Annotated in this window: 10 protein-coding genes; 7 read left to right on the forward strand and 3 right to left on the reverse strand. The window is 59.9% G+C overall.

Annotated elements, in window-relative coordinates:
- The first annotated feature begins 530 nt into the window (after positions 1-530).
- Positions 531-1730, forward strand: a complete 1200-nt coding sequence (locus ACP7A2_RS01205; protein ID WP_426132754.1) for an MFS transporter — start codon at positions 531-533, stop codon at positions 1728-1730.
- Here ACP7A2_RS01205 and ACP7A2_RS01210 read toward each other — a convergent pair.
- Positions 1686-2288: a tRNA-(ms[2]io[6]A)-hydroxylase gene (locus ACP7A2_RS01210; protein ID WP_426132755.1), complete on the reverse strand. Its 603-nt coding sequence runs from the start codon at positions 2286-2288 to the stop codon at positions 1686-1688. The genes ACP7A2_RS01205 and ACP7A2_RS01210 overlap by 45 nt on opposite strands.
- A 153-nt stretch (positions 2289-2441) precedes the next feature.
- Here ACP7A2_RS01210 and ACP7A2_RS01215 point away from each other — a divergent pair, with 153 nt between their 5' ends.
- Complete coding sequence (locus ACP7A2_RS01215) at positions 2442-3305, forward strand: universal stress protein (RefSeq protein WP_426132756.1); 864 nt, start codon at positions 2442-2444, stop codon at positions 3303-3305.
- A 132-nt stretch (positions 3306-3437) separates the two neighbouring features.
- On the opposite strand, the gene ACP7A2_RS01220 is transcribed toward ACP7A2_RS01215, so the two are convergent.
- Complete coding sequence (locus ACP7A2_RS01220; RefSeq protein WP_426132757.1) at positions 3438-3908, reverse strand: DUF1289 domain-containing protein; 471 nt, start codon at positions 3906-3908, stop codon at positions 3438-3440.
- A gap of 394 nt (positions 3909-4302) precedes the next feature.
- On the opposite strand from ACP7A2_RS01220, the gene acnB reads away from it, so the two are divergent.
- On the forward strand, positions 4303-6912 hold the full coding sequence (gene acnB / locus ACP7A2_RS01225; RefSeq protein WP_426132938.1) for a bifunctional aconitate hydratase 2/2-methylisocitrate dehydratase: 2610 nt from the start codon (positions 4303-4305) through the stop codon (positions 6910-6912).
- 153 nt (positions 6913-7065) lie between these two features.
- On the opposite strand, the gene ACP7A2_RS01230 is transcribed toward acnB, so the two are convergent.
- The gene (locus tag ACP7A2_RS01230) at positions 7066-8343 is read right to left on the reverse strand and encodes a serine/threonine transporter (RefSeq protein WP_426132758.1); all 1278 of its coding nucleotides are present in this window, start codon (positions 8341-8343) and stop codon (positions 7066-7068) included.
- A 429-nt stretch (positions 8344-8772) separates the two neighbouring features.
- On the opposite strand from ACP7A2_RS01230, the gene ACP7A2_RS01235 reads away from it, so the two are divergent.
- The 4 genes from ACP7A2_RS01235 to ACP7A2_RS01250 all read left to right on the forward strand — a co-directional run bounded on the left by ACP7A2_RS01235 (position 8773) and on the right by ACP7A2_RS01250 (position 12374).
- Positions 8773-9297 carry a cysteine hydrolase family protein gene (locus ACP7A2_RS01235; protein WP_426132759.1) on the forward strand — a complete coding sequence of 175 codons (525 nt, stop codon included), beginning with the start codon at positions 8773-8775 and terminating at the stop codon, positions 9295-9297.
- 95 nt (positions 9298-9392) lie between these two features.
- Complete coding sequence (locus ACP7A2_RS01240) at positions 9393-10346, forward strand: 2-hydroxyacid dehydrogenase (protein WP_426132760.1); 954 nt, start codon at positions 9393-9395, stop codon at positions 10344-10346.
- 170 nt (positions 10347-10516) lie between these two features.
- A complete protein-coding gene (locus ACP7A2_RS01245; RefSeq protein ID WP_426132761.1) occupies positions 10517-11584 on the forward strand; it encodes a phosphotransferase family protein in 1068 nt (355 codons plus the stop codon).
- A 22-nt stretch (positions 11585-11606) separates the two neighbouring features.
- The gene (locus ACP7A2_RS01250) at positions 11607-12374 is read left to right on the forward strand and encodes an SDR family oxidoreductase (protein ID WP_426132762.1); all 768 of its coding nucleotides are present in this window, start codon (positions 11607-11609) and stop codon (positions 12372-12374) included.
- Positions 12375-12713 lie beyond the last annotated feature (339 nt).

Consider the following 12713-nt stretch of genomic DNA (forward strand, 5'->3'; position numbering starts at 1 on the left):
CGCGAAGGCGGTGGGTCAGTGATGGATTTGGTGGCTGATACACCGCATTCGCGAGCAAGCCCGCTCCCACAGGTGGATCTCCATTTTGTCTGGGAGAACGCAATCTGCTCCAGAAAAAACAGCGCCTTTGATTCAACCCCGCAGGTCGGCTACCAGGCCGCCGTGCTGTAGATTTTGATCTTGATCCGAGGCGCCCGTTAACCACGTATGTACCCCGACAAAACGCCACCGCAGACAACCCAGCCCACACTACTCAGCATCCCCCCACCTCATCCGAAACAACGCCCCGCCCCACTCCGAATCCAGCACCTCCACCTGCCCGCACTCTGACACGGGTCGGCCTGCTGCTTAAGCTGATTCAGCTCACGCTGATAAATTCTCAGTGTGGATGCGCGGATTGAAGTGCGGGCATTATAGGTGGCAAGCTGCGCGGCAGAAGCGCCTGGCGATTACGGGACGACGAGGCTTCATGCTTTTAAGCGTTTTTAACAAATACCCCGCACTCTTTAACGCCATTCACAGGGAGCTGTATGCGTAAGGATTACCTGGCGTTCTTTGTTTCGCTGTTCCTGTCACGGCTGGCCGATCAGATTCTGTTGTTTATCGTGCCGTTAATCGTGTTTCAAACCACCCAGAGCGTCTCGTGGGCGGGGCTGGCATTTTTTGTCGAGTCGCTGCCGCGCTACCTGGCCTTTCCGGTGTGCGGCGCCTTGTGCGACAAGTTCTCGCCGGTGCGCATCCTGCATATCAGCCAAGTGTATCGGGCGCTGGCCTGCGTAGTGGCAGTGGCACTGTATGGGCTGTTCGACGGTATTTACTGGATCGTCGCGCTGTCGGCGCTGTGCGGGGTGTTGACCACTCAGGGCATCATGGCGCGGGAGGTGTTACTGCCGCATATTTTCAAGCAGTACACCTACGCCAAAACCCTGTCCTATTCACAAATCGCCGACCAGAGCGGGCTGGTGCTCGGGCCATTGGTGGCCGCATTGATGCTGGAGGTATGGGCCTGGCACTTAGTGGTGCTGGGCGTGGCCGGGCTGTTTGTGCTGGCAGACGTGGCAATGCGGGTTTGGCAGCGCACGGGCGCTGTGGAGCTGGAAAGCTTTGAGCAACATCGCGACATTTGGTGGCAACCGCTGCGCATCGCATTCGGGCATATCCGCACGCTGGTGGAATTGAAGCGGATCATTACGCTGGCGGTTGGGGTAAACCTGATCATCGGCGTGACGCTGGCCACCTCTGCCGCGCTGGTGACGGGCCACTTCGCGGCGGGCAAGGACACCTATGCCGTGCTGCAAGCGGCGGGCGCGGCGGTGACCATCGCGATTCTGTTTTACCTGGCACGGGCCGCGTTGCCGCTGAAACTACTGGGCGGGCTGTCGTACGTGATGATCGGCGCAGGCGCGTTGATCACCGCGATCAGCCCTAACCTGTGGGCTTACACCCTTGGTTTCCTGCTGATCACCGGTTTCGACAAGATGTTCAATGTCTACCTGCGCAGCACCCGTCAACGGGTGATTCCGGTGCAGGACTTTGGCAAGACCGTGGGCGTGATCACACTGCTCAACAACCTGTCCCAACCGTTGGCGGGGCTGCTGATTTCCGTGTTGGCGGCGCCCTTGGGCACGCAAACGGTGATCCTGCTGTTAACCGGGATCACCGCGCTGATCGGCATAGCCGTCGCCTCAGGCTGGCACGCCACTGTGAAAGCGGAACTCGATATCGGGTGATTCGATCAGTTCCCTCTCAGCCGTCCTCACCCGCTCGATGACCTGGGCGATGTCCTTGGCGTCGCCGTATTGGTACGCCAGCTTCAAATACCCCTGGAAGTGCCGCGCTTCACTCTTGAGCAACCCGAAGTAGAACTTGCCGAGTTCTTCGTCCAGATGCGGCACCAGCGCCTCGAAACGCTCGCAACTGCGCGCTTCGATAAAGGCGCCGACCACCAGCGTGTCCACCAGTTTGACCGGTTCATGGGTGCGCACCACCTTGCGCAAACCCGAGGCATAACGCCCGGCATGCAATTGGCGCAGTTCGACCTTGCGCTTTTTCATCAGGCGCATGACCTGTTCGTGGTGCACCAATTCCTCACGGGCCAGACGCGACATCATGCTGATCAGGTCGACATGGCCGTGGTACTTGGCCATCAGGCTCATGGCGGTGCTGGCGGCTTTGAATTCGCAGTTCTTGTGGTCGATCAGCAGGGTGTCCTGATCGGCCAACGCGGCCTGAACCCAGGCGTCAGGGGTGCGGCAACCGAGGAATTCGTGGATTTCGGGCAGGTTCATCGGGCTCACGGGCAAAAGCATCACAAAAGGGCGCCGATTATACCGACCGCGCCGCAGACCACCAGCCACCGGCCTTGATGTGTATCAACATGACGTACGCTCGCCAGCAACTATAGTTGTTCCACGCCCCGTCTTTATCTGGAGAACCCGAGCATGCAAGCCATTCGCAGCATTTTGGTGGTCATTGAGCCCGAGCATGCGCAAAGCCTGGCCTTAAAGCGCGCCAAGCTGATCGCCGGGGTCACCGGTGCGCACCTGCATTTGCTGGTGTGCGATAAAAAGCATGAACACTCGGCATTGCTGAGCCTGCTTAAATCCGGTTTGCAGGAAGACGGCTACAGCGTGACCACCGAGCAGGCGTGGAATGACAGCCTGCATGAAACCATCATCGACGTGCAGCAGGCCGAAGGCTGCGGCCTTGTCGTCAAACAGCACTTCCCCGACAGCCCCCTGAAAAAAGCCCTGCTGACGCCGGCGGACTGGAAACTGCTGCGCTATTGCCCTACCCCGGTGCTGCTGGTGAAAACCGCGACACCCTGGGCCGGCAAGGTGGTACTGGCGGCCATTGACGTGGGCAATACCGACCACGAACACCAGGCATTGCACAACACCATCGTGGATCACGGCTTCGACATCGCGCGCCTGGCCAAGGCACAGTTGCACGTGATCAGCGCGCACCCGTCGCCCATGCTGTCGGTAGCAGACCCGACCTTTCAACTCAAGGAAACCATTGAAGGGCGCTATCGCGAGCAGTGCAAGACGTTCCAGGCTGAATTCGATGTGGATGACGCACACCTGCATATCGAAGAAGGCCCGGCGGATGTATTGATTCCGTTTGCCGCACATAAATGGGAGGCGGCCGTGACAGTTATCGGCACAGTGGCGCGCACCGGGATTTCAGGGGCGTTGATTGGCAATACGGCTGAAGTGGTGCTGGATGAGGTCGAAGGTGATGTGCTGGTGCTCAAGCCGCAGGAGCTGATGGATCACCTGGAAGAGCTGGCGACCAAGGCCTGATGCAGACCTTTCAAACAATGAAGATCAAAAGGTGGGAGCTGGCTTGCCTGCGATAGCGGTGGACCAGCAAACACTGTATCGACTGACAGGCCGCCATCGCAGGCAAGCCAGCTCCCACATTGACCGGTGCAGTCAGGGAGCAAGTGCATCGCGCAAGAACCCCGGTGCGATGTAGCGCTGGTAATGCGCCTCGGACAGAATAAAAAACTCCCGATCAATCGCATCCCGCAACTCCGGCAACGCCCAACCGCGAAACTCCGGCAATAACACCATGCCATACGCCTCCAGGTTGGAAATCACCCGCGCGCCCCGGGCGATCAACTGGTAGGCCCAGCAGTACTCGGACTGGTGCGGCACAAAGCGAATCTTGCGTTGCTCCAGTTGGCCGCGCAGGGTCCTGGGGTCGAACACTTCCACTTTTCCCGCCATTACCTGCACCAACAGCTGCTCAAGCCGCAGCCAGACCGCGCGCTTTTCTTCTTCGTTATAGCCGTTCCACTGGATCACTTCGTGGTGGAAGCGCTTGCAGCCGCGGCACACGAGATCGCCGTAAACCGTGGAGCACAGGCCGACGCAGGGGGTCTTGATGGTGTGGTTGGACATGGGCGACAACACGCAATGTGGCGAAACAGTGCGCCATGTTAGCCCTTTGTCTAACCTTCATCACCCTGCAAACTTGGCTTGGCAACTTACCTTTAGATTTTTTTTGCCGTAGAATCATCCGGCCTTGTAAGGCGCCAATAATCCATTGGAAGCTGTTTTCAAAGCGTCACGAGCACAGTCGTTCCTTCAGAGCGGTGTTGGCGACGGTTATTTACCCTGTAAGTAGCCAGCGCCAACCCTCATCAGCTCCGCTCTGCAGGCGTAAAACTTTGAAAGCAGCTTCTGTGAGAAATGCCGGCAGCGCTGGCTTTGCGGCCCAAAAAGCCCCCGAGCGCACGCGTGCCGATCATTTCTGGATGAGCGTCCCGTGGGACCACTGATGAGGGTAATAACTGTGCTTGAAGCCTACCGCAAACATATCGAAGAGCGCGCAGCACTGGGTATCGTTCCCCAGCCGCTTAACGCCGAACAAACCGCAGGCCTGGTCGAGCTGCTGAAAAATCCCCCGGCTGGCGAAGAAGAATTCCTCGTTGACCTGATCACCAACCGCATTCCACCAGGCGTTGACGAAGCTGCCTACGTCAAGGCCGGTTTCCTGTCTGCCCTGGCCAAGGGCGAAGCCACTTCCCCCCTGATCGACAAGAAGCGCGCTGTTGAACTGCTTGGCACCATGCAAGGCGGCTACAACATCGTGACCCTGGTCGAGCTGCTGGACGACGCCACGCTGGCGCCGGTTGCTGCCGCCCAACTCAAGCACACCCTGCTGATGTTCGATGCGTTCCACGACGTGGCCGAGAAAGCCCGCAACGGCAACGAGCACGCCAAAGGCGTGATCCAGTCCTGGGCTGACGGCGAGTGGTTCCGCAACCGCCCTGTCCTGGCTGACAAAATCAGCCTGCGCGTGTTCAAGGTCACCGGCGAAACCAACACTGACGACCTGTCCCCTGCCCCGGACGCCTGGTCCCGCCCTGACATCCCGCTGCACGCCCTGGCCATGCTGAAAATGGCGCGTGAAGGCATTGTGCCGGACGAGCAAGGCAAAACCGGCCCGATGAAGCAGATCGAAGAGATGCGCGGCCAGGGTTTCCCGATCGCCTACGTCGGTGACGTGGTCGGTACCGGTTCGTCGCGTAAATCGGCAACCAACTCCGTGCTGTGGTTCTTCGGCGACGACGTTCCTTACGTGCCGAACAAGCGCGCTGGCGGCTTCTGCTTCGGCAGCAAGATCGCTCCAATCTTCTACAACACCATGGAAGATGCCGGCGCACTGCCGATCGAATTCGACGTGACCGACATGAATATGGGCGACGTGATCGACCTGTATCCACATGCGGGCAAAGTCTGCAAACACGGCACCGACGACGTCATCACCACCTTCGAAATGAAGACCCCGGTGCTGTTGGACGAAGTGCGCGCCGGCGGCCGTATTCCGCTGATCATCGGTCGTGGCTTGACCGACAAGGCACGTGCTGAGCTGGGCCTGGGCCCTACCGACCTGTTCAAACTGCCTGAAGCCCCAGTCGATACCGGCAAGGGTTTCACCCTGGCACAGAAAATGGTCGGCAAGGCGTGCGGCCTGCCAGAAGGCAAAGGCGTTCGCCCTGGCACCTACTGCGAACCGAAGATGACCACCGTGGGCTCCCAGGACACCACCGGTCCTATGACCCGTGATGAACTGAAAGACCTGGCGTGCCTGGGCTTCTCGACCGATCTGGTAATGCAGTCGTTCTGCCATACCGCGGCTTATCCAAAGCCGATCGACGTGACCACCCACCACACCCTGCCTGACTTCATCATGACCCGTGGCGGTGTATCGCTGCGTCCAGGCGACGGCATCATCCACAGCTGGCTGAACCGTATGCTGCTGCCGGACACCGTCGGTACCGGTGGTGACTCCCACACCCGTTTCCCGATGGGCATCTCGTTCCCGGCCGGTTCCGGTCTGGTCGCGTTTGCCGCAGCCACTGGCGTCATGCCACTGGACATGCCGGAATCGATCCTGGTGCGCTTCAAAGGCAAAATGAAACCTGGCATCACCCTGCGTGACCTGGTTCATGCCATTCCTTACTACGCGATCCAGTCGGGCTTGCTGACAGTCGAGAAGAAAGGCAAGAAGAACGCTTTCTCCGGCCGCATCCTGGAAATCGAAGGCCTGAACGACCTGACGCTGGAACAAGCTTTCGAGCTGTCCGACGCCTCGGCTGAACGTTCGGCTGCCGGTTGCACCATCAAGCTGTCGAAAGAGTCGATCACCGAATACCTGAACTCCAACATCACCCTGCTGCGCTGGATGATCGGTGAAGGTTACGGCGACCCACGCACCCTGGAACGTCGCGCCCAAGCGATGGAAGCCTGGGTTGCCAACCCAGAGCTGATGGAAGCCGATGCCGACGCGGAATACGCCGAAATCATCGAGATCGACCTGGCCGACATCAACGAGCCGATCCTCTGCGCACCCAACGACCCGGACGACGCCCGTCTGTTGTCCAGCGTTGCCGGTGAGAAGATCGACGAAGTGTTCATCGGTTCGTGCATGACCAACATCGGTCACTTCCGCGCTGCCGGTAAACTGCTGGAACAGGTCAAGGGTCAGCTGCCAACCCGTCTGTGGCTGTCGCCGCCGACCAAGATGGACGCTCACCAATTGACCGAAGAAGGCTACTACGGCATCTACGGCAAGGCTGGCGCGCGCATGGAAATGCCGGGCTGCTCGCTGTGCATGGGTAACCAGGCACGTGTAGAGCCGAATTCGACCGTTGTGTCGACGTCGACCCGTAACTTCCCGAACCGCCTGGGTGACGGCGCCAACGTCTACCTGGCCTCGGCTGAGCTGGCGGCAGTCGCTTCCACGCTGGGTCGCTTGCCGACTGTCGAAGAGTACATGGGTTACGCAGCGAAACTGGACACCATGGCCAGTGACGTTTACCGCTACCTGAACTTCGACCAGATCGCCGAGTTCCGCAAAATCGCAGCAAGCGCCAACATCCCGGTGATTCAAGCCTAAGGTGTTGATGTGAAAAAACGCCGCGTATCGCACGATACGCGGCGTTTTTTTATGCCTGGAATACAGTATTAGCAACACCACAAAACAACTGTGGGAGCAGGTAAGCCAGCTCCCACAGTTTAGATCTGCACAGTCACATAGACCGCATCAGGCTCAAGCAATCAGCGAATACACCAACGCCGTAATCGCCACCAAGCCAACAGCAGTCACAAACACGTTAGACGCCTGCCCACGGTACTTGGCCATGGCTGGCACCTTGCGGATCGCGTACATCGGCATCAGAAACAGAATCGACGCAATCACCGGGCCGCCCAGGGTCTCGATCATGCCGAGAATGCTTGGGTTAAGCGTGGCGACCAGCCAGCACACCACCAACATGAACGCAGCGGTCATGCGGTCCAGAGACTTGGCGGCTGGGCGGCGACCGGTTTTCAGCACCAGGCCTTTAAGGCCTTCGCTGGCGCCGATGTAGTGGCCCAGAAACGACTTGGCAATCGCCACGAACGCAATCAACGGCGCGGCGAAGGCGATGGTCGGGTTGTCGAAATGGTTGGCCAGGTACGACAGGATCGACAGGTTCTGCGCTTTCGCTTCCGCCAGCTGTGCCGGCGACAAGGTCAGCACGCAGCTGAACACAAAGAACAGCACCATCACCACCATCAACAGGTGCGCGCGGGACAGAATCTGCGAGCTGCGCTCATCGGCGTTCGCGCCGTACTGGCGCTTCTGGTCAACCGCAAAGGCCGAGATGATCGGCGAATGGTTGAACGAGAACACCATCACCGGAATCGCCAGCCACAGCGTGCTGAGCAACGCCGACGGCGCCGGCACCTCACGCGCGGTGCTGAGAATGCCACCGGTCCAGTGCGGGATCAGGTACACCGCCAGGAACAGCAACGCGACGATAAACGGATACACCATCAGGCTCATGGCCCTGACGATCACTTGCTCGCCACACCGCACCACGGCCAGCAAGCCGAGGATCAGCACAAACGCCAGGATCGCCCGCGGCGGCGGCATGATGTGCAGTTGGTGTTCCATAAAGCTGCCGACCGTGTTGGTCAGCGCCACGCTGTAGATCAGCAGGATCGGGAAGATTGCGAAGAAGTAGAGCAAGGTAATCAGCGCGCCGGCCTTGATGCCGAAGTGTTCCTCGACCACGTCGGTGATGTCGGAACCTTCGCGGCCAGACAGTACGAAACGGGTCAGGCCACGGTGGGCGAAGAACGTCATCGGGAACGCCAGCAGCGCCAGGATCACCAGCGGCCAAAAGCCCCCGAGGCCCGCATTGATTGGCAAAAACAACGTACCGGCGCCAATGGCGGTGCCGAACAGACCGAGCATCCAGGTGGTGTCCTGGCGGCTCCAGCTTGCGAGGGTTGCAGGTGTCGTCTCATAGCGTTCGTCGACGCTATTGGCCTGATCATTCATCCGGTCGGATCTCCGCATTGACACGGCCGGGACGAGTCAGAAAACCTGACAGGCAGCGCCCCAGCCATAGAAGGGGCCGAATTGTCCGGGATTCTTGTGAATAAGCAAAGACTTAGCTGAGGAACGGCACCTAAACCGTGGCGCGCGGCGGTAGCTTGTCAGATGAATTCCTTGAGGCCGCACGAAACGCTTTTGCCCGAAACCAATTCAGATGCCTTCGTTGACAGCCAAGCGCCCGTGCCAGCATGATCGGGCCATGAACCTTATTCAGCGCCGCCTCACCCGCACCACCACGACCGCCACTGGCGGGTCGCGTGGTTGCCGTGGGTGCATGAACTAGATACACCCAGTAAACAACCAACGGCCCCGCCAGCAATGGACGGGGCTTTTTTATTGCTCCGCCACCTGGCAATCACAAGGAGCAACACCATGAACACCGCCCTGCTGATCATCGATATGCAAATCGGCCTGTTTGATGGCCCGGATAAACCGTTCGAACGCGAACGTGTGCTGGGCACCATCAATGCACTTATCAGGCGCGCTCGCACCGCCGATGCGCCTGTCTTCGTCGCACGCCACACCGGCCCGGCAGGTTCCCCAATCGAAGCCGGCAGCCCGCTCTGGCAGCTGTGGCCGGCTCTGGATGTCGACGTAACCCGCGACCACGTGTTCAATAAAACCCGGCCGAGCTGTTTCCTGGGTACAGACCTGGCGCAACACCTCGCAGCAGCGAAGGTCGATGAGCTGGTGGTTGCAGGGATGAAAACCCAGTTTTGTGTCGACACAACCTGCCGCGTGGCGGTGGAGCTGGGTTTCTCGGTTGTACTGCCGCAAGACGCCCACACCTGCATGGACACTGCGGCGCTCAAGGCCGAGGCGATCATCGAGCATCACAACACCACCCTGGCCGGGGCATTTGTTAAGCGGGTGAAAGCACAGGATATTCAGTTCTAGCGCCCCTTGTGCGGGTTTTTTCTGATGGAACAAAACGTACCGTCTTACAAATCCCGCATACTCCTCCTCTCAAACCCTTCAGGAAGAGCCTCCCGATGTCCACCACTGTTCTGGTCCTGGTTGAAACCATCAACGAATACCTGCAAATCATCGAGAGCAATGACTTTCACGTGATTCTGGCGCCGACGCCCGCCGAGCGCGCTCAGGCGATCAAGGCCCACGGTGGGCAGATCAAGGCGGTGCTGACCCGTGGCCCGCTGGGCCTGTACGCCGAGGAAATCGCAGCGTTACCGCTGCTGGAAATCATCTGCGTGATTGGTGCCGGCTATGAACATGTGGACCTGCAGGCCGCCAGCAATCGCGGGATTGTGGTGACCAACGGCGCCGGGGTGAACGCGCCGTCAGTGGCCGACCACGCCATGGCGTTGCTGTTGTCGCTGGTACGGGGCATTCCCCAGACGGATGCCGCCGTGCGGCGCAGCGAATGGCCGAAGGTGATGCGCCCTTCCCTGGGCGGCAAACAGCTGGGCATTCTCGGGCTGGGCGCTGTGGGCATGGAAATCGCCAGGCGCGCGTCGCTCGGCTTCGGCATGGAAGTCAGTTATCACAACCGCCAGCCCCGCGATGATGTGGACTACACCTATTGCGCCACCGCCGTGGAACTGGCGCGCACTTCGGACTTCCTGATCCTGGCCACGCCCGGTGGCGCGAGCACCCGCCACCTGATTGATCGGCACGCGCTCGACGCGCTGGGACCCAACGGTTACCTGGTCAACATCGGCCGCGGCAGTGTGGTGGTTACGGCAGACCTGGTGGCCGCTCTGGAGCAGCGGCGTATCGGCGGCGCGGCGCTGGACGTGTTCGATGACGAGCCCAAAGTGCCCGACGCGCTGAAAAAACTCGGCAACACCGTACTCACCTCCCACGTGGCCGGCCTATCGCCGGAAGCGGCTCACGACACCGTGCAGCGCGTAGCCGACAACCTGGTCGAATACTTCGCCGGCCGCCCGGTACTGACACCGGTGACGCTGCCGCCGCGCAACGCATAGCAAACCCCCAGCCTGACCTGATGCGCACCTTTAGACTTGAGCGCATCAGGCCCACTGATCATCGTCCAACACGCTAACCTATTAAGCCGCCCCGGCCTTGTCGCTTGGCAGCGGTGCGCATTAGATTAGCCAATAGTCCAAGGCCTTTAGAATAAGCAGAAGGGATAAGCATGGCGCTGAACGACCAATCGACCCAGATTCGCCCCGGCGAAGAACTCGATGCCAACCTGATCGATCCGTACCTCAAGGCCCATATTCCAGGCCTGAGCGGCGCGGTCAAAATCAGCCAGTTCCCCGGCGGCGCGTCGAACCTGACCTATCTGCTGGAATACCCGGGCCAGGAATTCGTGCTGCGCCGTCCCCCGTTTGGTCACAAGGCCAAATCCGCCCATGACATGGGTCGCGAGTATCGCATTCTCAATCAGCTCAAGGACGGCTTTCCGTATTGCCCCAAGGCTTACGTGCACTGCACCGACGACTCGGTGATCGGCGCTGAGTTTTACGTGATGGAGCGGGTCAACGGGATCATCCTGCGCTCCGACCTGCCAGACGAACTCGGCCTCGACGCCACACAGACCGAAGCGTTGTGCAAAAGCTTTATCGACAAGTTTGTCGAGCTGCACCAGGTTGACTACAGCGCCTGCGGCCTGGCCGACCTGGGCAAACCGGAAGGCTACGTGGAGCGCCAGATTCGCGGCTGGAGCGACCGTTACGAGAAAGCCCTGACCCCCGATGCCCCGAGCTGGGAAGCCGTACGTGCCTGGCTCAATGACAAGATGCCGGCCGACCATCCGACCTCCAGCATCGTGCACAACGACTACCGCTTCGACAACGTGATCCTCGACCCCCACAACCCGATGCAGATCATCGGTGTATTGGACTGGGAACTGACCACCCTCGGCGACCCGCTGATGGACCTCGGCAACACCCTCGCCTACTGGATCGAAGCCGCAGACCCGGCACCAGTGCAACTGATGCGCCGCCAGCCGAGCAACGCGCCCGGCATGCTCACGCGCCGCCAGTTCGTTGATTACTACGCACAGCGCCGCGGCATCCAGATCGACAATTTCGACTTCTACTACACCTACGGCCTGTTCCGCCTGGCCGGCATCGTGCAGCAGATCTACTACCGCTTTTTCCATGGCCAGACCCAGGACAAACGCTTTGCGCAGTTCATCCACATGAACACGCTGCTGGAGCAAATGAGCCTGAAGGTCATCAGCACATCCGCGCTCTGATTGCCCCCAACAAGGAACCCTTATGTCCAAGACAGACCTGTTTGACCTCGACGGCAAAATCGCCTTTGTGTCCGGCGCAAGCCGTGGGATCGGTGAAGCCATCGCCAAGTTGCTGGCCCAGCAAGGCGCCCACGTCATCGTGTCCAGCCGCAAGCTCGAAGGCTGCCAGCACGTGGCCGATGCGATCATTGCCGCCGGTGGCAAGGCAACCGCCGTGGCCTGCCATATCGGTGAAATGGAGCAGATCACCCAGGTGTTCGCCAGCATCCGTGAACAGTTCGGCCGCCTGGACATTCTGGTCAACAATGCCGCGACCAACCCACAGTTCTGCAACGTACTGGACACCGACCTCGGCGCGTTCCAGAAGACCGTCGATGTGAACATTCGCGGCTACTTCTTCATGTCGGTAGAAGCCGGCAAGCTGATGCGCGACAACGGCGGCGGCAGCATCATCAACGTGGCCTCGATCAACGGGATTTCCCCCGGCGTGTTCCAGGGCATCTATTCAGTGACCAAGGCCGCCGTCATCAACATGACCAAGGTCTTCGCCAAGGAATGCGCCGCATTCGGCATTCGTTGCAACGCCCTGCTGCCAGGCCTGACCGACACCAAGTTCGCCTCGGCGCTGGTGAAGAATGACGCCATCCTGAAAATGGCCCTGGCGCAGATCCCGCTCAAGCGCGTGGCCGACCCAAGCGAAATGGCCGGCGCGGTGCTGTTCCTCGCCAGTGAAGCGTCCAGCTACACCACCGGCGTGTCGCTGAATGTGGACGGCGGTTTCCTGTCCTGATCACGCACTCGGCGGTTGTACTCGATCAAAACTGTGGAAGCGGGCTTGCTCGCGAAGGCGGTGGGTCAGTGATGAATCTGGTGGCTGATACACCGCATTCGCGAGCAAGCCCGCTCCCACAGTTGATCTTCATACATCAGGAAGAATGCAATCTGCCTTGGCAAAAACAGCGCTTTTGATTCAACCACTCAGGTCGGCTACTAGGCCGCCGTGCTTTAGATTTTGATCTTGATCTGAGGCGCCCGTTAACCACGATGGCCGCACGCAGGCTTGAATCCGTGGGTAACCCGGCAGGACGCCGGGTTAGCCGCGCTGGGCCAAGGATGGCCCATCGCGGCG

The sequence above is a fragment of the Pseudomonas sp. PWP3-1b2 genome, from assembly GCF_049896045.1.
Taxonomy (GTDB): Bacteria; Pseudomonadota; Gammaproteobacteria; order Pseudomonadales; family Pseudomonadaceae; genus Aquipseudomonas; species Aquipseudomonas antarctica_B.

What these genes read in the sequence shown, in the direction of transcription:
- ACP7A2_RS01250 (WP_426132762.1), top strand. Translation starts at nt 11,607, where the DNA reads ATGTCCAAGACAGACCTGTTTGACCTCGACGGCAAAATCGCCTTTGTG.
- ACP7A2_RS01240 (WP_426132760.1), top strand. Translation starts at nt 9,393, where the DNA reads ATGTCCACCACTGTTCTGGTCCTGGTTGAAACCATCAACGAATACCTG.
- ACP7A2_RS01215 (WP_426132756.1), top strand. Translation starts at nt 2,442, where the DNA reads ATGCAAGCCATTCGCAGCATTTTGGTGGTCATTGAGCCCGAGCATGCG.
- ACP7A2_RS01235 (WP_426132759.1), top strand. Translation starts at nt 8,773, where the DNA reads ATGAACACCGCCCTGCTGATCATCGATATGCAAATCGGCCTGTTTGAT.
- ACP7A2_RS01205 (WP_426132754.1), top strand. Translation starts at nt 531, where the DNA reads ATGCGTAAGGATTACCTGGCGTTCTTTGTTTCGCTGTTCCTGTCACGG.
- ACP7A2_RS01245 (WP_426132761.1), top strand. Translation starts at nt 10,517, where the DNA reads ATGGCGCTGAACGACCAATCGACCCAGATTCGCCCCGGCGAAGAACTC.
- ACP7A2_RS01220 (WP_426132757.1), bottom strand. Translation starts at nt 3,908, where the DNA reads ATGTCCAACCACACCATCAAGACCCCCTGCGTCGGCCTGTGCTCCACG.
- ACP7A2_RS01210 (WP_426132755.1), bottom strand. Translation starts at nt 2,288, where the DNA reads ATGAACCTGCCCGAAATCCACGAATTCCTCGGTTGCCGCACCCCTGAC.
- ACP7A2_RS01230 (WP_426132758.1), bottom strand. Translation starts at nt 8,343, where the DNA reads ATGAATGATCAGGCCAATAGCGTCGACGAACGCTATGAGACGACACCT.